Raw genomic sequence first — 18782 nt, 5'->3', positions numbered from 1 at the left:
GACATGATAAAAGAACGTATTGAGAGCCTGAAGTCTGAAATTAAGGCCCATAACCAGGCCTATTACAATGCTGATGCCCCAACCGTTTCCGATTATGCTTATGATCAGCTGATGCTTGAACTGATTAAGCTGGAGACGGAAAATCCGGAGTTTAAAACTCCCGATTCTCCAAGTCAGAGGGTTGGTGGTGAGGTTTCAGAAAAGTTTGAAAAAGTCCATTTTGAAAGCCCGAAGTTAAGTCTTGGGAATGCTTTTGACGAAGGCGATCTGCGGGAATTCGACCGGCGGATCAGGCAAACAGTTAGTGAAGTTTCATACGTTGTTGAATACAAGTTTGATGGATTAACTGTCGTGCTTAATTATGAGAACGGTAATTTTGTGCGTGGTGCCACTCGGGGTGACGGTGAAACCGGGGAAAATATCACAGCTAACTTAAAAACAGTCAAGACCATTCCGCTAAGACTTAGTCAACCGTTGACCCTTGAGGTTCGGGGAGAGGTTTTTATGCGTAAGGCTGATTTTAAAAGTTTGAATGATCAGCGCGAAGAAGACCAGGAGCCGCTTTTTGCCAATCCGCGAAACGCGGCAGCTGGCTCATTAAGACAACTCGATTCTAGACTGACAGCGAAAAGACCCCTTGATATTTTTGTTTTTAACCTGGAAAACTCCAGTTTGAATTGTCAGACGCACTCTGAAAGTTTGGAAAAGCTAAAGGAACTCGGCTTTGCGACCAGTAAGATTACGCTAGCCCATAGTATTGAAGAAGTGATTGCCAGAATAAAGAGAATTCAGGAAACCAGAAATGAACTGCCTTATGAAATTGATGGAGTGGTTATAAAAGTCAACGCTCTTGAATTGAGAGAAAAACTGGGCAGAACTTCTAAAAGCCCAAGGTGGGCTATTGCCTATAAATTCCCGCCGGATCAAGCCTTAACGACGGTTGAAGACATCACTGTCCAGGTCGGTCGAACAGGGGCATTGACTCCGGTGGCTGAACTTAAGCCTGTCTTTCTGGCCGGTTCGACAATCAGTCGGGCAACGCTTCACAATGAAGATTATATCTTGGAAAAGGATATTCGTATTGGGGACCAGGTAATGATTCAGAAAGCTGGGGATGTGATTCCCGAGGTGGATCACGTGCTGGCAGAAAAGCGGACGGGTGCTGAAACTGCTTTTGAAATGCCGGGAAATTGTCCAGTCTGTCAGGCGCCAGTTCATCGGATTGCTGGTGAAGCAGTAACCAGATGCATGAATATGGCTTGTCCAGCTCAGGTTTTTGCCAAACTGGTACATTTTGTATCCCGGGATGCCATGAATATTGAGGGTCTGGGAAAAGGCCTTTTAAAATTGCTGGTTAATGAAAACCTGGTAAAAACTCCGGTAGATCTCTACGATCTTAAAGCGCATCAGGACAAAATGATTAACCTGGAGAAAATGGGTCAGAAGTCGGTTGCCAATTTACTGGCAGCTATCGAAGAATCTAAAGAACGGTCCTTATCTCGTCTGATTTTTGGTCTGGGTATCCCCTTGGTAGGAGCCAGAGGAGCAAAAGTGCTGGCAGAAAACTTTGAGACAATGGACAAACTGATTAGGGCGTCTTCTGAAGACTTAACTGCTATTTACGACATTGGCGAGAAAATGGCCCAGGAAATCGTTGATTTTTTTGCCATGCCTTCCAACCTTGCAATCATTGATGATTTAAAGACGGCTGGACTTAATATGTCGGAGGAAAAATCGGCTTTTGATGAAAATAGTTTTTTAGTCGGTAAAACCTTTGTTTTAACCGGAACCCTTGAGGGGCTGGACCGTCGGGAAGCCAAACGGATGATCGAAGAAAAAGGCGGAAAGGTCAGTTCGTCGATCAGTAAGAAAACCGATTTTCTGGTAGCGGGAGAAAAAGCCGGGTCTAAGCTGACCAGGGCCCAGGAGCTGGGAGTTGAAATTTTAGACCAGGAAGAATTTTTAAGCCTTGTCAGCAAGTAACCATTTGATTTATAATGAAGGGTAATGATTTGAGTGATTTCATAGACAATAAACTGTAAGTAAAATTTACAAATGCATTAACAAGGTGAACTGGATTCTGGTTTTGATAAAAATAATTTAAATAAATGACTGAACTTTGAACGGTGATTTAATCGCCTGAACTGATAAAAAGAAAGGAAAAAGAATGAGCTTAACACGAGAAGATGTAACCTATGTAGCAGATCTTGCAAGACTTGAGTTTTCAGATGCTGAGGTTTTGTCCCTGGCTGAAGAACTTGGAGCAGTGCTAGATTATGCTGAAACCCTAAATAAACTTGATACTTCAGCGGTTAAACCGACTGAGCATGTACTGCCAGTACAAAATGTTTTTCGGGAAGATGAAATTAAACCTGGTTTGAGTAATGAGGAGGCGTTGTCTAATGCCCCTGATTCAGAAGCGGGATGCTTTAAAGTGCCGCCGGTACTGGAATAGGAGGAAAAGATGGGCTTATACAAAAAAACACTTCACGAAATCAGCGATCTTTTAAACAAAAAAGAAGTGACTGTTACAGAAGTCACGCAATCAGTTATTGATCGGATTGATGGTGTTGAAAAAGATGCTAAAGCTTACCTGAAACTTGAGACCGAACAGGCATTGGAGAGTGCAAAAAAACTGGACGATGGACTTAAAGGTCGAGAACGAAAAACGGTTCTTGAGGGTGTTCCCTACGGTTTGAAAGATAATATGTGTACCAAAGGGATTCTGACCACCTGTGCGTCTAAAATGCTTTATAATTTCGTACCACCCTATGATGCTCATGTTTATCAGCAGTTGATGGAAGAAGGCGGAATTCTTCTGGGGAAAACCAATATGGATGAATTTGCGATGGGATCTTCCACCGAAAATTCGGCTTATCAGGTCACCAAAAACCCCTGGGATTTAAGCAAGGTGCCAGGTGGCTCCAGTGGTGGTTCGGCAGTGGCTGTCGCCGCCGATATGGCTTATTTTTCACTGGGGTCTGATACAGGCGGATCAATTCGTCAACCTGCTTCATTTTGCGGAGTGGTTGGTTTGAAACCCACCTATGGTCTGGTTTCCCGATTTGGATTGGTCGCCTTTGCATCTTCTCTGGATCAGATTGGTCCTTTCACTAAAGATGTAGAAGATTGTGCGCTGGTGCTTAATACCATTGCCGGACATGATAAAAAGGATTCTACATCATTAAATGTTGAGAAAAAAGATTATACCAATGGATTAAAAGATGGTGTTAAAGGCATGAAAATCGGTGTGGCCAAAGCCTTTTTTGGTGAAGGTTTGCAGTCTGAAGTTAGGACAAAACTGGAAGAAGCGATTAAACTGTATGAAGAAATGGGTGCGGAGATCATTGATGTTTCCTTTGAATATCTGGATTATGCTCTTTCTGCCTACTATATGATTTCTTCAGCTGAAGCCAGCTCTAACCTTGCACGATACGACGGAATCCGCTATGGTTTCCGGGCTGAAGAATTTGATGGTCTGGTTGATCTTTATCGAAAGACCAGAAGTCAGGGTTTTGGCAGCGAAGTCAAGCGTCGAATCATGCTGGGAACTTATGCTCTTAGTTCCGGTTATTACGATGCCTATTATAAAAAAGCTATGCAGGTAAGAACACTGATCAAAACTGATTTTGATGAAGTATTTAAAAATTGTGATGTACTGCTGACACCGACCTCACCAACAACGGCTTTTGGTATCGGTGAAAAAACCAGCAATCCACTTGAAATGTACCTCAGTGATATTTACACTGTACCAGTAAATATTGCTGGAATCCCTGGGATTTCAATCCCCTGCGGACTGGATCAGCAGGGACTTCCAATCGGGATGCAACTTCTTGGAACGGTATTAAGTGAAGAAAAGCTGCTGCGAGCTGCCTGGGCTTTTGAAAATGAATCAGGCTACAAGAATATGAAAGCACCACTTGGAGAGGAGGCGTAAGAATGGAATATGAAATTGTTATCGGAATGGAAATCCATGTGGAACTGCAGACTAAATCAAAAATTTTCTGTTCCTGTCCGACGGAATTTGGTCAGGACGAAAATACCCATGTATGCCCAATCTGTTTGGGGATGCCGGGGGTTTTACCAGTCCTCAATGAAAAAGTGGTTGAGTATGCGACAATGGCCGGACTGGCACTGAATTGCGAGATTGCCCACTTTTCTAAAATGGATCGAAAAAATTATTTTTATCCGGATCTTCCCAAAGCTTATCAGACCTCTCAATTTGATCTGCCCATCTGTACGGGTGGTGTAGTAGAAATAGAAGTGGACGGCGTTAAAAAAGATATCGGCATTACCCGAATCCATATAGAAGAAGATGCAGGAAAACTACTTCATGAATCTGCTGATGGATCATTGGTGGATGTCAATCGATGTGGTGTACCTCTGATCGAGATCGTTACTGAACCAGATATGCGAAGTGCTGAAGAAGCCCGGGTTTTTGCTGAGAAAGTTAGAAATATTCTAGAGTACACTGGGGTTTCAGACTGTAAGATGCAAGAAGGTTCCATGCGTTTTGACGTCAACCTTTCGATCATGGAAAAAGGTGCCGAAGAATATGGAACCCGTACGGAAATGAAGAACCTGAACTCCTTCAGATCTTTGGTGCGGGCCGTTGCCTACGAGAGTAAGCGTCAGATTATTGAGCTTAAAAAAGGTCACCGGATTATTCAGGAAACAAGAAAATGGGATGATACCAAAGGGGTATCGTCTTCTCTTCGAAGTAAGGAAGAAGCCCATGACTATCGTTATTTCCCGGAACCGGACCTGGTGCCGATTGTTCTGGATGAGGCCTATATTGACACTATGAAAAAGGCGCTCCCGGAGTTGCCGGAAGCTAAAAAGACCCGTTATGTTGAGGAATACCAGCTACCGGAATATGATGCTGGGGTACTGACTGCCAGTGGTGTGACTGCCCGATTCTTCGAAGACACGGTAGGCATTTATAATGAACCAAAACAGATTTCCAACTGGCTGATGGTTGAAGTTCCACCACTTTTAAAAGAACTGGAACTGACCATGGAAGAAATTCCTTTAAAGCCAGCGCAATTAGCTGAACTGCTGGTACTGGTTAAAGACGGAACGATCAGTGGAAGCATCGGAAAAAAAGTGCTGTCTGAAGTGTTTAAAACTGGCCAAAACCCTAAAGATATTGTCAAAGATCAGGGATTGGCTCAAATGAGTGATACTGGTGAGCTGGAAGCCATCATCGAAGAAATTGTCAAGAACCAGCCTAAGTCCATTGAGGATATTAAAGCAGGCAATGAAAAAGCCTACGGATTCTTAACCGGTCAGGTGATGAAGGCTACTAAAGGCCAGGCAAATCCACAGGTAGCAAACGAAATAATCCGCAAAGTTGTAGCGAAATATCTGTAAGACAAAACAAATGTAAGATAAAACGAAAAGGCGAGAAATTCGACTTTTCTTACAGTATGGGAAGGAGCTGGAAATGAAACGAATCGATGGAAGAAAATCAGACGAAATGCGGTCGATCAGAGTGACCAGAAATTTTATCAGGCACGCACAGGGATCAGTCCTCATTGAAACCGGTAATACCAAGGTGATTTGTACAGCAATGGTAGAAGAAAAGGTGCCGCCATTTCTAAAAGGTCAGAAAAAAGGCTGGATTACGGCGGAATATGATATGTTGCCGGCGTCGACTAACACCCGTAAGAGCAGAGATCGTAATCGTGGGAAAATTGATGGCAGAACGATGGAAATTCAGCGGTTGATTGGGCGCAGTCTCAGATCAACAGTCAATCTTGAAAAACTCGGTGAGCGAACGATCTGGATCGATTGTGATGTCATTCAGGCTGATGGGGGAACGCGCACAGCGGCGATCACCGGGAGTTTTATGGCCCTCTATGATGCGATGATTAAACTGAAAGAACAGGGTATTATCGAAGAAATTCCAATTACACAGTTTGTAGCGGCTACAAGTGTTGGTGTCTATCAGGATGAAGTCATAGTAGATTTATGTTACGAAGAGGATTCTTCAGCAGATGTGGACATGAATCTGGTTATGACTGAGAATGGTGAAATGATAGAGATCCAGGGAACTGGTGAAGAACGGCCATTTAAGAAAGATGAACTGCAGAGCCTTTTAGAAATCGGCGAAAAAAACATTTTAAAAATAATTGAGTTTCAAAAGAAAACTTTGATAAAATAAAGAAAAGCTGAAAGGGATACGAAATGAAAACAATCGTACTGGCCACAGGAAATCAGAATAAAGCCAGAGAAATAGGGCAGATTCTGGGATCTGATTTTGAAGTTCTGACCATGACAGAGCTAGGAATAGAAGATGATATCGTGGAAGATGGTGACACCTTTGAAGAGAACGCTCTGATCAAGGTACGAACCGTCAATGCTCGAATTAAAAAGCGGGATGCCATTATTATGGGGGATGATTCGGGTTTATCAGTAGATGCTCTTGATGGTGCGCCAGGGATTTATTCGGCCCGTTATGCAGGCGAGCATGTAAGTTATTCAGATAATAATGAAAAACTGTTAAAAGAGATGGCTGAGGTCTCAGATGAAAATCGGGGAGCTTCATTTATTACAGTAATTGCACTGCTTTTCCCGGACGGACGTGAAGAGACATGTGAAGGTGTTGTTCGCGGACATATTGCCAGAAATCTTTCGGGCCAAGGCGGTTTTGGGTATGATCCCTTGTTTATTCATGAAGAAACCGGTCGCTGTTATGCTGAAATGGCAGAAGACGAGAAAAATGCGGTCAGCCATCGTGGCGTAGCGCTAAAAAAAGCTAAAATTATGCTTGAAAGTCAGGAATAAAGAGGTTTGATATGAGAATTGGAATAGTCAGTGACAGTCACGGAAATCTTCATGATCTTGAACAGGCACTTTTAGCAATGGGTCATGTGGATATACTATTTCATCTGGGGGATTATGTAGAGGATGGTGAGTATTTAAAAACTCTGACAGATACTCCTGTTTATTTAGCAAAAGGAAATATGGATCGATACGCAAAGGCCGGCAAAGATGAAATCTTGCTGGTTATAGAAGGAGTGGCGATTCTTGCCTGTCACGGCCATACTTATGGTGTCAAGAGCGACTTATACCGCCTGGCAATGCGTGGACGAGAAAGAAATGCCCGAATCGTGCTTTTTGGCCATACCCATCATCCATATAGTTCAGATGACGGAGAAATAATGCTTTTTAACCCCGGAAGTGTCGGAGCACCAAGGCTTAGTGGCGAAAAAACCTATGGTATTATTAGCATAAACGGGGATCAAATAGATGGAGAAATAATTAGTCTAAAAAAATAAAAAAAGTGTTGACAGAGGGTTGCTATTGTTGTATACTAAATCTTGTCTTCAAGAGACGTTGCGGGTGTAGCTCAGTGGTAGAGCCCTGGCCTTCCAAGCCAGTCGCGAGGGTTCGATTCCCTTCACCCGCTCCATTTATGTTTAAAAACGTGAGCGCCTGTAGCTCAGTTGGATAGAGCAACGGCCTTCTAAGCCGTGTGCCCGGGGTTCGAATCCCTGCAGGCGCGCCATTTAGAATAGGTGTTATGTATATGGTGGGTGTAGTTCAGTGGTAGAGCGCCAGATTGTGGTTCTGGTTGTCGTGGGTTCGAGTCCCATCATCCACCCCATTTATTTTAGGGGTATAGCCAAGTCGGTAAGGCACCAGATTTTGATTCTGGCATTTCGTAGGTTCGAGTCCTGCTACCCCTGCCAGTTTTTCTGATGGTAGCAGTTGACTTAATATAAGCATAAAAAATAATATCATGACCCATTAGCTCAGTTGGTAGAGCATCTGACTTTTAATCAGGGTGTCGGGCGTTCAAGTCGCCCATGGGTCACCATTTACGTTTATCAACGAGCCATGCGGCTCGAAAATAAAAGAGAAAAGCCAGGAAGCAAATGCGTTTGTTTCCTGGCTTTTCTCTTTTATTTTCGAAGGAAGGAGCCATAAGGCGACTGACGCGATGAGGTGGAGCGTTAGCGGAACCGAATAGCTGCATGAAAGAGTGGCTGGATAGTAAATCAAAAAAGAAAGCGAAGAATGTGATTTTATAGAAGAAGGAGCCATAAGGCGACTGACGCGACGAGGTGGAGCGTAAGCGGAACCGAGTAGCCGCATGAAAGAGTGGCTGGACAGTAAATCAAAAAGAAAACGAAGAATGTGATTTTATAGAAGAAGGAGCCATAAGGCGACTGACGCGACGAGGTGGAGCGTAAGCGGAACCGAGTAGCCGCATGAAAGAGTGGCTGGACAGTAAATCAAAAAGAAAACGAAGAATGTGATTTTATAGAAGAAGGAGCCATAAGGCGACTGACGCGATAAGGTGGAGCGTTAGCGGAACCGAGTTACCGGACGGGTGAGCAGCTGATATCAAGACGTATTAAATTATCGATAAATTAAGTTGTTTTGGATAAAATAATGTATAAACTATATTAAGGTGGTAATTTAAGTGTAATACAGGTATAAAAGAAATAATGAGATAAAGGAAGAATTATTTATGAAAAAAATGTTAAAAGTTATGCTAGTAGTATTATATAGTCTACTATTAATGATGCTGACCTATCTGGGGGATTTCTATCGTGCCGATTTAAATGCGGTTCAGGCGCTTACGTCAGATAAGACTGTTAAAGTTGAAGAAACGCCGGATTCGTTTATATTTATTCCGTTGGAAACTAATCTTTCAACTGGTTTCATTTTTTATCCTGGCGGCAAAGTTGAACCTGAAGCATACGCTCCCCTGATGAGAAGTCTAGCCGAAAAGGGTGTAGTGACAGTGATCGCCAAAATGCCTTTTAATCTGGCAGTGTTTAACCAGGAAGCAGCTAACAAAGTGATGGCAGAAGAAGATCTGAGTACAATCGAAAGCTGGTATATTGGTGGTCATTCCCTGGGAGGGTCTATGGCTTCAGATTTTGCGGTTTCAAATCCGGATCTGGTTAAAGGGGTTGTCCTGATGGGGGCATATCCTAACAAGAGTCCAGAGGACACAGGTTTGTTTTATCTTGCGATCACTGGTTCGGAGGATCGGATTATTAACCGTCAGTCCTTTGAATCTGCCAGCTGGGCAGACACTACACAGTTTGAAAATATTTCCGGTGGTAATCACTCTTATTTTGGTGATTATGGATTACAGGAAGGTGACAGTGAAGGGACCATTTCACGAACAGAGCAGCAGTCGATAACGGACTTCCTGATAGATTCTTTCATAAAGGAGGCAAAATAATGAAAAAAGAAATTATTCTGGCAGGAGGATGTTTTTGGGGACTTGAAAAATATTTTCAGGAAATCGGAGGAGTAGAAAAAACTCAGGTTGGATTTGCCAATGGTAAGACGTCTAATCCAAGTTATGAAGATGTCTGCTACCGTAATACTGGTCATGCAGAAGTTGTTTATATCGTCTATGACAGCGAAAGCGTGTCACTTCCGTTCTTACTGGAAATGTATTATCAGGTGATCGACCCAACGGTACTGAACAGGCAGGGACCTGATACAGGAACCCAGTATCGAACCGGTATATATTACACGGATTCTGCTGATATAGAGGTTATTCAGGAGTCTTTGAACAATCTGCAAAAGAAATTTAAGAATCCGGTAGTCATTGAACTGTTGCCGCTTGAAAATTATGCACCAGCCGATGATTCGCATCAGAGATATCTGGATAAGCATCCCGGCGGTTATTGCCATATTGATAAAAAGTACTTTGAAATGGCCAGGAAGGCGAAAGACATAGGAGGTGAAAAAACATGAGAATACTGGGAAATATTATTTGGGTGATTTTTGGCGGTTTTATTATGGCCCTGGGCTGGCTTTTAGCCGGAATTATCGCCTGTATCACAATTATTGGAATTCCTTTTGGTCTGCAGGCCTTTAAGATGGCGAAACTGGTCTTATGGCCTTTTGGCCGAACTATAGAATATCCGAATTTAAAGACAACCTCGATTATTCTTAATGTCTTTTGGATTATATTATTCGGCTGGGAGCTGGCTGTTGCTTCAGCTGTATTGGGCGTGGTCTTTTGTATTACTCTGATCGGGATTCCCTTTGGGCTTCAGTGGTTCAAGTTTGCCATGTTGGCGCTATTTCCTTTTGGCGCTGAAATTACTGAGATACAATAAGCTTGAAAAATTTGTGAAACTTGTTTATAATCAGAAGGGTTTGAATTTATTTTCGTTTGCATAAACTTTTAAATCAAGACAGCTCATTATATTAATCATTTATTTAAAGTTTTTGGAAGTGTCATTAAATCAGGCGGTTAATTAATTATAAGAAGGTGAATCATATCGAGAAGCAAAAGAACCAACCGATTATCGAAATAAAGAATTTGAAAAAAACATTTAAGGTCAAAGACGGTCAGGTAAATGCCCTGGATGATATTAACCTGACAATTGGCCAAGGGGAAATTTATGGAATCATCGGCATGAGCGGTGCAGGCAAAAGTACCCTGGTTCGATGTATCAATCTACTTGAAAAGCCAACCAGCGGACAGGTATTTATTGATGGTGAAGATATTTCCGGTATCGAAGAAAAGGCGCTGAGACGGGTCCGCTATTCTCTTGGGATGATCTTTCAGCAGTTCAATCTTTTATCCCAGCGGACGGCTGAGCAAAACATTCTTTTTCCATTAGAAATTGCCGGTGTAGAGAAAGAAGCGGCAAAGAAACGGGCAAAGGAGCTTCTCTCACTTGTCGGGCTGGCAGATAAAGCAAAAGCTTATCCATCGCAGCTCTCGGGCGGTCAGAAGCAGAGAATTGCCATTGCCAGAGCCCTGGCTAATAACCCCAAGATTTTGTTATGTGACGAGGCGACCTCAGCGCTTGACCCTTCAACAACCAAAGCTATTTTAAATCTTTTAAAAGAAATTAATGAAAAGCTGGGGATTACAATTGTCATTATCACCCATGAAATGAGTGTAGTGGAGGAAATCTGCAGTCATGTAGCAATCATTGACAAAAGTCATATTGCTGAAGAAGGGACTGTAGAGGAAGTTTTTAGAAATCCACAGACCGAGATTGCCAGAAAAATGATTCTGCCGGAACGGGATGATGTTAAGATGGACATGGGGGCTCAGACTTATAGACTGGTCTTCGATGAAAAATCGGCCAGCCAGGCGGTCATCGCCAGAATGGTTCTTGAAACTAACTGTCTGGTTAATATTCTTCATGCAGAGCTGCAGCATATAGACGGTGTCAGTTATGGACAGATGGTGGTTCAGTTTGGCGATGATGAGAGAGGACGAAACAAAGCACTTTCTTACTTAACAGCCCATCAAATAACGGTCGAGGAGGTGAATTAAATGTGGGATTCATCAATGACACCATTAATTATTCAGGGGATTTTTGAAACGTTATATATGACTTTAACCTCAACACTGCTTGCCTACGTATTAGGAATACCGATGGGTATTCTTCTGGTAACCAGTGAAGAAGGCGGAATTAAACCTTTTAAGGCCCTGAATCTGGTCTTAAATATTGTTGTTAATATTACCCGCTCTATTCCTTTTCTGATCTTGCTAATCGCGGTGATTCCCCTAACTCGTCTGATTACTGGAACGAGTATTGGTTCAACCGCAACGATAGTACCGCTGGTAATTGCGGCAGCACCCTTTATTGCCAGACTTGTGGAGTCTTCACTAAAGGAAGTTGATCAGGGTATTGTTGAAGCCTCATTGTCAATGGGGGCCAGCCCGCTGCAAGTTGTTACGAAAGTCCTGATACCGGAAGCAAAACCTTCGCTTTTAATGGGTGCGGCGATTGCAGTGACGACCATTCTGGGATACTCGGCAATGGCGGGGATTGTTGGCGGCGGCGGACTTGGCGATATTGCCATTCGCTTTGGATACTACCGTTATGAAACGGGTGTAATGATTGTTACTGTTGTGTTACTGGTTTTAATTGTGCAGTTTTTTCAGGAAGTGGGTATGCGAATTGCCCGACAATCGGATAAACGAAAATAGAGGAGGAACAGATGGGTATTTTTTCATGGATTATTTTAGGCGGCATTGCCGGTTGGTTGGCCAGTATTATTACCAGCAATAATAAAGATATGGGTTTGCTCAAAAATATTGTTGTCGGGATTCTGGGTGCAGTGATTGGCGGTTGGGTATTTTCCTTCTTCGGACAGGCTGGAGTAAGTGGATTGAATTTATGGAGCATTTTTGTTTCTTTTGTGGGAGCAGCCATTCTTCTGATTGTAATCAATATGATAAAAAAATAATAGTTTATCAATAAGTAAAAAACACCGGACAGAGATTTTTATCGGCTGTCCGGTGTTTTTTTTGTAAAAATTTTTATTTTAGGCGCTGAGTTTTATTTCCTGCGATTTGGTTATAGACAAATAGTCTTCGATGAGCTGGAGTGTTTTTTCAAAACCAAGTTTACTAATATCAAGACTAAGATGGTAGTTTTTTGAAAGGCCAAAAATCTGGCCGGTATAGTACTTATAGTGGATAAATCTTCGTTTATTAATAGTGCGCATATGTTTTTGGGCCGCAAGGCGACTTAAATTTTCACGATTCATGATATTCGAAATTTTATAAGTGTCGCTGGCATAAATGAAGATATTGATACAGTTATTATAGTTTCTTAAAATATAATCTGCACTTCTGCCAATGATGATGCAATTCCCTTTATCAGCGGCTTTTTGGATGATTTCAGTTTCGGCCTGGTAAAGTTTATCAAGCAGAGTCGCGTCTTTTTCAAGTTCATTGTAGGATGCCAGCAGGTCGTTTAATAGCGGATTATGCATCATTTCTTCGTTTGCGGCTACCTCAGCTTCCGGGAGATTGAAATTTTGTGCTGTCATTTCAATTATTTCTTTATCATAATAGTCATAAGCAAGAAGTTCGGATAAGGCTTTGCCAATTTTGCGGCCATCACTGCCATATTCGCGGCTGATCGTGATGATTGTTTTTCCGGGATTTGAAAATTCCTGGGGAAGCGGCTCTGAATGGCTTTTCTGACTAATGAAATTAGGAATAAATTGAATCTGTCGTTTGAGAAACCTGGCGACCATCCCAACCATAACTGCAGCAAGGACGGTACCGATACCAACGCCTTCCAGATGATTAAAAATGATAAAGCTTAGTAAAATGGCACAGATGGTCATTGATGTATCGAATAAAACCTTTGTTTTTCCAAAATCACTTTTAAAGGTAATAGATACCGCGTTGACAAAAGCTTCACCGGGCAGCATAACCACATCTGCCACCATTTCCAGGTAAACACCGAAACCCAGTATGAGACAGCCTAAAACAAGGAAAAGAAATTGGAAAATAAAATTGACTGGATTCATGAATGTCAAAAAAGACATACTTAAATCAATAAAAACTGAAAAAAGAATGGAAACAGGGATCTGCAGGAAATAGTGTTTTGGAAAATTTTTTCGCAGCAGAATAATTTGCAGGACAATCAGAATAATACTCATGTAGAGGGTGAAAGTTCCTAGAGTAGGCGAAAATCCCAGGCTTAGGGTGAAGGGAAGACTGGAAATGGGTGAAGTTCCCAAATTCGCTTTAGTGATCAAACTGATTCCGAATGAATTAATAATAATACCGATTGAAAAGATTAAATAACGTTTAAAGAGTTCTTGGCGATTCATTTAGTGCTCCGTTTCTGTCAGATTGTGGCAGATTTTCTGAAAGGTTTTGAGAAAATCTTCCTGTTCTTTTTTTGAAATGTCTTTAAAAGCATCACTTTCGGTCTGCTTGAAAATTGTGTTGACATGAGCTGATTTTTCCCGTCCCAATGATGTGAGGTAAACAAAATTACTGCGACGATTGTCGTTTATACTTCTTCGCTCGACGAGATTCTGATCTTCCATGCTTTTAATAATCGTGGTCAGAGTAGCCGGCTCAATCTGGCAGCCAAAAGCGATGTCCTTTTGGATGCTGCCGTCGTGCTGAGAAAGATAGTCTAAAACTTTAGGTTGACCGGAACTCAGATCGGAACCGGATAACCTGGAGATGACTCTCTTTTTAAATAGCGCCTGATTGATCATCAGTAAATAGTGAAAAGATAGTTTCATTACCACCCTCCTTTATATTTGAATACTAATAATTAGAAATCTAACTATTATTATAAGGCAAGACAGTCAGTGAATCCAGTAGAAAATTTGTGATTAAAGAGATAAATTGGATTGTAATTGTTTTCTGGATAAAAAAATTTCTATCAGGCCTGGTAAAAGATTGGCTTCAAATTGCGGTGTTTTAAAATATAGATCTGGCTGGTATGTTTTTACAATAGGTGGTAAAATGATAAAAAAAGAGTCGGAGCATAAGATGATGAACGAAAATTCAATTGATACCAGTCTGCTGTTAAAAGTTTATGATGCCATTCGGGTTGTTAATCCTTTGGAAAAAAGCGTGATTGATGACGAGTTTGTGGAAAATGAAAAGCCTTCCTGTTGCTATGATATCTGGGATTTTGGAAGAACCTGCGAGAACTGTATTTCGACTCGGGCATTACAGGAAAATCGGACGGTAATGAAGTTTGAGTATACAGATGAGAAATTATACATGGTTACGGCTATACCTGATCCATCCAAAAGACAGGTTTTAGAACTGCTGCGGGATGTAACCAATGAACATCTGCTGGAAGGGATGAGAGACGAAACCAGCGAAAAGATCATGGAAAAACTTAAGAAATTGAATCAGGAAGTAGTTACAGACGGACTGACAAATGTTTATAATCGGCGTTTTTTAAGAGAAAGGCTGCCCTATGAGCTTATTAAAGCCTATCAGGACCAGTATCCGATTAGTATTGTGATGCTCGATGTGGATTATTTCAAACATATTAATGATGACTATGGACATCCAACTGGCGATCAGGTTCTGATAGAGCTTGCAACAGTTTTGAAGAATTGGATTCGCGAAGAAACCGATTGGGTTGTTCGTTATGGTGGCGAAGAGTTTCTATTGTTTATGCAAAAAATATCCTCCAAAATGCTAAAAGAGCGGATGGAAGCATTAAGGCTTCATATAGAAGAGCTGATCTTTTGTAAGGATACCCATCAAATAAAGCTGACAGTCAGCATGGGACTTTTAAACCAGATGATTGTTAATGAGAACGGGATTGAAAAAGGTGATGACTTCATTCATCTTGCTGATGAAGCCCTCTACACGTCGAAAAAAAATGGTAGAAATCAATGCACTATGGTAGGAGCAGTTGAGGAAAAATCGATTGATTTACCGGACTGATGATTTTTAAAAAAGTGGCTTAATTCTTTCTAAAAACAGAACGTCTTTTATAATGATTCTTGACAGAAATTTATAATACAAATAAAATACTATATAAGAATTATTTTAATTTGCGTTAATTTGTGAGTGTCCAAGAAGAATTAAGAGGTGTTAAAATGGATACAAATATTCGAGAACGGATAAAAAAGTTGTTGGCCTTGGGAACCAGTCCTAACCAGAATGAAGCGAATAATGCAATTTTAAAAGCCAGAAAGTTAATGGTTGAGTATAAATTGACAGATCGTGATATTATACGATTTGATCAAAAGCCAATTAAGGTTGATAGTGAGCTTTTTTATACAACGGATAAGGAGCACTGGATGGCTGGCCTGGCAGATGTGATAGCTGAAAATAACTGTTGTGTATTTTATCTGTTTACACCAGATGATACAGATACCCATTATATTATTTTTTATGGTTATGAAGAGGATGCACAAATCTGTAGCAGTATCTATGCTTATGCTGTAGATTGTGTGCGGTCTAATCTTGAAAATATAAAAAAAATGATGGCTTCACAGGACGTAGCAGCAAAAACGATCAATGATGCCTGTGAAAGTTATGGAAAAGGCTTTTATGAAGGGCTCGAGGATGCTTATACAATACAGGAAACAGAAAATCTGGAATGGGGACTAGTGATAGCGGTTCCCGAAGAAGTTAAGGAAATTTTAAAGCCTCTTCATCACCGACCACATCAGGATAAGGATCAGGTTTATCATCATCAATTTTATGCTCAAGGGTATGAAGAAGGCCGGAGCTTTACTACGGAAGATAAGCTTGTAGAGCCAGATAAGCGGCGAAGAAATTGAGGGTGAATCAGAGGAGACATATAAGGAACGAAAAGGTGGGAAATTGAAATTATTTTTATATTGTTTTAGAGAATTTGATGAAAAAAAGTATTTTGATGTATTGTGCAAAGAAAAAGGGATTGACTATGATTATACTGAAGCGTATCCTTCCCTTCAAAATGTCCATCTGGCAGCAGGCTATGATGGCGTCAGTTTTACGCCAACAAAAATGGATGCTGGCCTTTTGGAGGCTTTTCATCAGGCGGGTGTGTCTTGTTTTTTAACTCGATCCATCGGTTATGACCATATTGATCTGAAACGGGCACAGGAATTGAATCTTCATGTATCGAATGTTTCATACCCGCCGGAAGCAGTGGCGGATTATGCCATTATGCTGATTCTCATGTGTCTGCGAAAAATGCCTTTTATTATGGAGCAGTCGAGGGTTCAGAATTATACCCTTAAGGGGAAGGTTGGAAAAAGTATTGGGGAATCTACGATTGGGGTAGTTGGAACCGGGATGATTGGTCGGACGGTGATAAAGTATCTTTCGTCATTTGGGTGTCGTATTTTGGCCTATTCTCCAAGTGCCCACAAAGAAGTGGCCGAGCTTTGCGAATACGTATCTTTTGAAAAACTGTTGGCCGAGAGTGATGTGGTCACCCTGCATGCGCCATCAACGCTGGAAACTCAGCATATGTTTGATAAAAAGGCTTTTGAAATGATGAAAACCGGCGGGATTTTAATTAACACGGCCCGTGGAAACCTGATTGATACAGATGCCTTGATTGAGGCTCTGCTCGAAGGCGGTGTTTCTGCAGCAGCCTTGGATGTTCTGGAAGATGAAAAAAATCTTTATTATATTGATCGCTCCGGTGATTGTATCAACAACCGTCAGATGGCAATGCTCAGGTCTTTTCCAAATGTTATTTTGACACCGCACACTGCCTTTTACACCGAAACAACAGTTGAGAGTATGGCTCAGAATACGGTCAACTGTTTATTGGATATGGCAGCAGGGCGAGAGAACCCTTTGATTATTGTGTAAAAAGCTGATGAAATGGAGGGAAATTAATTGAGAGAATTGGGGGAACTGATTGGTTGGCTGCTGATTTTTGCCTATGGTGCGACACTTTTAAACTTTGTTTTAAAGTTTATTAATAAACGATTTGGTAAGGTGATTGCCAGGAATAAAACGGCCAAAAAACTGATGCAGTTTTTAATGACGGTGTTTGTTAAAAATCACAAAATTTTTGGAATGGCAACAGTGATTTTTCTGTTGTCGCATTTTGCAATTCAATATTCACGTTTTGGGATCAATTTAACTGGCGTCATGGCAGCTTTTCTGATGTTGAGTCAAGTGTGCCTGGGGATCTATGCCAGCATTAAAAAACGTCCGCGAAAAGGGGCTTGGTTCATCATGCACAGAACCATTGCCCTGCTTATTTTTGTCGGAATTGCCATCCACTTACTGGTGCCGCACTTATTCAGCTGATTATTTTGCGAAATATTCTGGCGGCAGATTTGCTTAGAGTTTTAAGATTACTTTGTTTCGGCCCTTTTCTTTAGCCTGAGTCATCTTTTTCTCACTTTCAAGAAGGACGTCATCGAAGGAATTAGACATAGAGCTTACCTGCTGGCCACCAATACTGCAGGTTATTTTAAGGATATCTTTTTTGAATTTTATTTCTGTTTCTTCAAGAGTTTCTCTGATCCTTTCGGCAACATTGGCCGTTTGCTTTAGATCGGTGTTTTTTAAAATAACAGCAAATTCTTCACCACCAATTCGAGCGGGGATATCCACTGTTCTTAAAGTATCGGACAGTATTCTCGCAAATTCTTCAAGAACAAGATCACCTGCCGAATGACCGTGCTGGTCGTTGACTTCTTTTAAGCTATCCAGGTCAATCATCAGTACAGTAAATTTCGTGCTGTATCGGATAAAGTCCTCAAAAGCTTCAAGGCCGGATTTAAAAAAGTATATTCTGTTATATAGTCCCGTTAATTCGTCAGTGATAGACATGTTAAAAAACTTTTCATTGTCTTTTTGAAATGATTTGTTAATGAGAAAAACAGCAAGCATAATGATGCCTGAAACGATAATAAAACTGATCATAAAAGTAGATATATATGTATCATGATTTGGGAACTGCGAAAAAAAATCTGGATTAATTAAGGTATATCGAATCATGAATACGGAAACTCCAAGACCGGCTAAAGGCAATAAAAACTCAATCATTTTTTCTGCAAAAAAGGCGGATAAAATGATTATCATAAGAGAATATAAGGGGATTGCACTATTGACCCCCGGGGAATTATACCAGAGAATGGGGAGGGCCAAGAGGTTTAATACGACAAGTGTAAAGATGCGGCCCCAATTATGTCTTTTGCGATTTGCCCGTTGCAAGAAAATAATGATAAGAATGATTAATCCAGGAATAATATTGATAATAATGCTGCTAAACTGGCGACTATTGATAATGGCTATGAGGGTCGCAGCGAGTGAGCCTAGTATAATCAAATACTGAAGTAACAGCAGCCCTTTATAACGTAAATCCTGAAGATAGTTCATGTCATACCTCCTATAAAAAAACCGATTTATTAATATAGATAGCATATTTTAATAAAAATATTCAGCTAGCGTAAAAAAAATAAAAAATAAATTTCAATTTCTTAATATCAAGGTAAACTGCTGGATTCCTTAACCTACATCCGGTATAATAAGAAGTTGACTGTCGGTAAAGGCCAAGCCTGTAAAAAGGACGGCTTATGATTTCGGC

20 protein-coding genes and 5 tRNA genes are annotated in these 18782 nt (G+C 41.1%); 22 read left to right on the top strand and 3 right to left on the bottom strand.

Features of this window, described 5'->3' with window-relative positions:
• The first annotated feature begins 3 nt into the window (after window positions 1–3).
• The 18 genes from ligA to Q5O24_14180 all read left to right on the top strand — a co-directional run bounded on the left by ligA (window position 4) and on the right by Q5O24_14180 (window position 12198).
• A complete protein-coding gene (ligA, locus tag Q5O24_14265; GenBank protein WKY47496.1) occupies window positions 4–1983 on the top strand; it encodes an NAD-dependent DNA ligase LigA in 1980 nt (659 codons plus the stop codon).
• A gap of 184 nt (window positions 1984–2167) precedes the next feature.
• Window positions 2168–2455, top strand: coding sequence for an Asp-tRNA(Asn)/Glu-tRNA(Gln) amidotransferase subunit GatC (gene gatC, locus Q5O24_14260; GenBank protein ID WKY47495.1), 288 nt, complete (start codon window positions 2168–2170; stop codon window positions 2453–2455).
• A gap of 9 nt (window positions 2456–2464) precedes the next feature.
• Window positions 2465–3937, top strand: a complete 1473-nt coding sequence (gene gatA / locus Q5O24_14255) for an Asp-tRNA(Asn)/Glu-tRNA(Gln) amidotransferase subunit GatA (GenBank protein WKY47494.1) — start codon at window positions 2465–2467, stop codon at window positions 3935–3937.
• Between the two features lie 2 nt (window positions 3938–3939).
• Window positions 3940–5373 (top strand): Asp-tRNA(Asn)/Glu-tRNA(Gln) amidotransferase subunit GatB, encoded by a 1434-nt coding sequence (gene gatB / locus Q5O24_14250; protein ID WKY47493.1) that lies wholly within the window; start codon window positions 3940–3942, stop codon window positions 5371–5373.
• A gap of 73 nt (window positions 5374–5446) precedes the next feature.
• Window positions 5447–6166, top strand: coding sequence for a ribonuclease PH (gene rph / locus Q5O24_14245; protein WKY47492.1), 720 nt, complete (start codon window positions 5447–5449; stop codon window positions 6164–6166).
• A gap of 23 nt (window positions 6167–6189) precedes the next feature.
• Window positions 6190–6789, top strand: a complete 600-nt coding sequence (rdgB, locus tag Q5O24_14240) for an RdgB/HAM1 family non-canonical purine NTP pyrophosphatase (GenBank protein ID WKY47491.1) — start codon at window positions 6190–6192, stop codon at window positions 6787–6789.
• 11 nt (window positions 6790–6800) lie between these two features.
• Entirely contained in the window at window positions 6801–7283 is a 483-nt protein-coding gene (locus Q5O24_14235) for a metallophosphoesterase (GenBank protein WKY47490.1), read from the top strand.
• Window positions 7284–7343: 60 nt separating this feature from the next.
• Window positions 7344–7417: transfer RNA gene (locus Q5O24_14230), tRNA-Gly, on the top strand.
• Window positions 7418–7436: 19 nt separating this feature from the next.
• Window positions 7437–7513 (top strand) — tRNA-Arg (locus Q5O24_14225).
• Window positions 7514–7537: 24 nt separating this feature from the next.
• A tRNA-His gene (locus Q5O24_14220) sits at window positions 7538–7612 on the top strand.
• An 8-nt stretch (window positions 7613–7620) separates the two neighbouring features.
• Window positions 7621–7697, top strand: a tRNA-Gln gene (locus tag Q5O24_14215).
• 52 nt (window positions 7698–7749) lie between these two features.
• Window positions 7750–7825 (top strand) — tRNA-Lys (locus tag Q5O24_14210).
• A gap of 657 nt (window positions 7826–8482) precedes the next feature.
• The gene (locus tag Q5O24_14205) at window positions 8483–9208 is read left to right on the top strand and encodes an alpha/beta hydrolase (GenBank protein WKY47489.1); all 726 of its coding nucleotides are present in this window, start codon (window positions 8483–8485) and stop codon (window positions 9206–9208) included.
• Window positions 9208–9732: a peptide-methionine (S)-S-oxide reductase MsrA gene (gene msrA, locus Q5O24_14200; protein ID WKY47488.1), complete on the top strand. Its 525-nt coding sequence runs from the start codon at window positions 9208–9210 to the stop codon at window positions 9730–9732. Before Q5O24_14205 ends, msrA begins: the two co-directional genes overlap by 1 nt.
• The gene (locus tag Q5O24_14195) at window positions 9729–10100 is read left to right on the top strand and encodes a YccF domain-containing protein (GenBank protein WKY47487.1); all 372 of its coding nucleotides are present in this window, start codon (window positions 9729–9731) and stop codon (window positions 10098–10100) included. The genes msrA and Q5O24_14195 overlap by 4 nt, the downstream gene beginning before the upstream one ends.
• Before the next feature lie 206 nt (window positions 10101–10306).
• Window positions 10307–11278 (top strand): ATP-binding cassette domain-containing protein, encoded by a 972-nt coding sequence (locus tag Q5O24_14190; GenBank protein ID WKY47486.1) that lies wholly within the window; start codon window positions 10307–10309, stop codon window positions 11276–11278.
• Window positions 11279–11938: a methionine ABC transporter permease gene (locus Q5O24_14185; protein ID WKY47485.1), complete on the top strand. Its 660-nt coding sequence runs from the start codon at window positions 11279–11281 to the stop codon at window positions 11936–11938.
• Between the two features lie 11 nt (window positions 11939–11949).
• Window positions 11950–12198, top strand: a complete 249-nt coding sequence (locus tag Q5O24_14180) for a GlsB/YeaQ/YmgE family stress response membrane protein (protein ID WKY47484.1) — start codon at window positions 11950–11952, stop codon at window positions 12196–12198.
• Window positions 12199–12276: 78 nt separating this feature from the next.
• Here the strand turns inward: Q5O24_14180 and Q5O24_14175 are convergent, their stop codons facing one another.
• Together Q5O24_14175 and Q5O24_14170 are read right to left on the bottom strand one after the other, a co-directional pair.
• The gene (locus Q5O24_14175) at window positions 12277–13581 is read right to left on the bottom strand and encodes a cytidylate kinase family protein (GenBank protein ID WKY47483.1); all 1305 of its coding nucleotides are present in this window, start codon (window positions 13579–13581) and stop codon (window positions 12277–12279) included.
• Window positions 13582–14007: a MarR family transcriptional regulator gene (locus tag Q5O24_14170; protein ID WKY47482.1), complete on the bottom strand. Its 426-nt coding sequence runs from the start codon at window positions 14005–14007 to the stop codon at window positions 13582–13584. It abuts the gene before it with no gap.
• 226 nt (window positions 14008–14233) lie between these two features.
• On the opposite strand from Q5O24_14170, the gene Q5O24_14165 reads away from it, so the two are divergent.
• From Q5O24_14165 to Q5O24_14150, 4 genes are all read left to right on the top strand, one after another.
• Window positions 14234–15178 (top strand): GGDEF domain-containing protein, encoded by a 945-nt coding sequence (locus tag Q5O24_14165; protein ID WKY47481.1) that lies wholly within the window; start codon window positions 14234–14236, stop codon window positions 15176–15178.
• 155 nt (window positions 15179–15333) lie between these two features.
• Window positions 15334–16023, top strand: coding sequence for a DUF2786 domain-containing protein (locus tag Q5O24_14160; protein WKY47480.1), 690 nt, complete (start codon window positions 15334–15336; stop codon window positions 16021–16023).
• Between the two features lie 43 nt (window positions 16024–16066).
• Window positions 16067–17050, top strand: coding sequence for an NAD(P)-dependent oxidoreductase (locus Q5O24_14155; GenBank protein WKY47479.1), 984 nt, complete (start codon window positions 16067–16069; stop codon window positions 17048–17050).
• Window positions 17051–17077: 27 nt separating this feature from the next.
• Window positions 17078–17497: a hypothetical protein gene (locus tag Q5O24_14150; protein ID WKY47478.1), complete on the top strand. Its 420-nt coding sequence runs from the start codon at window positions 17078–17080 to the stop codon at window positions 17495–17497.
• A gap of 33 nt (window positions 17498–17530) precedes the next feature.
• On the opposite strand, the gene Q5O24_14145 is transcribed toward Q5O24_14150, so the two are convergent.
• A complete protein-coding gene (locus Q5O24_14145; GenBank protein WKY47477.1) occupies window positions 17531–18574 on the bottom strand; it encodes a GGDEF domain-containing protein in 1044 nt (347 codons plus the stop codon).
• Window positions 18575–18782 lie beyond the last annotated feature (208 nt).

It is taken from the genome of Eubacteriaceae bacterium ES3 (genome assembly GCA_030586155.1).
Lineage (GTDB): Bacteria > Bacillota > Clostridia > Eubacteriales > Eubacteriaceae > Acetobacterium.
This window is presented reverse-complemented; position numbering and strand designations above follow the sequence as displayed.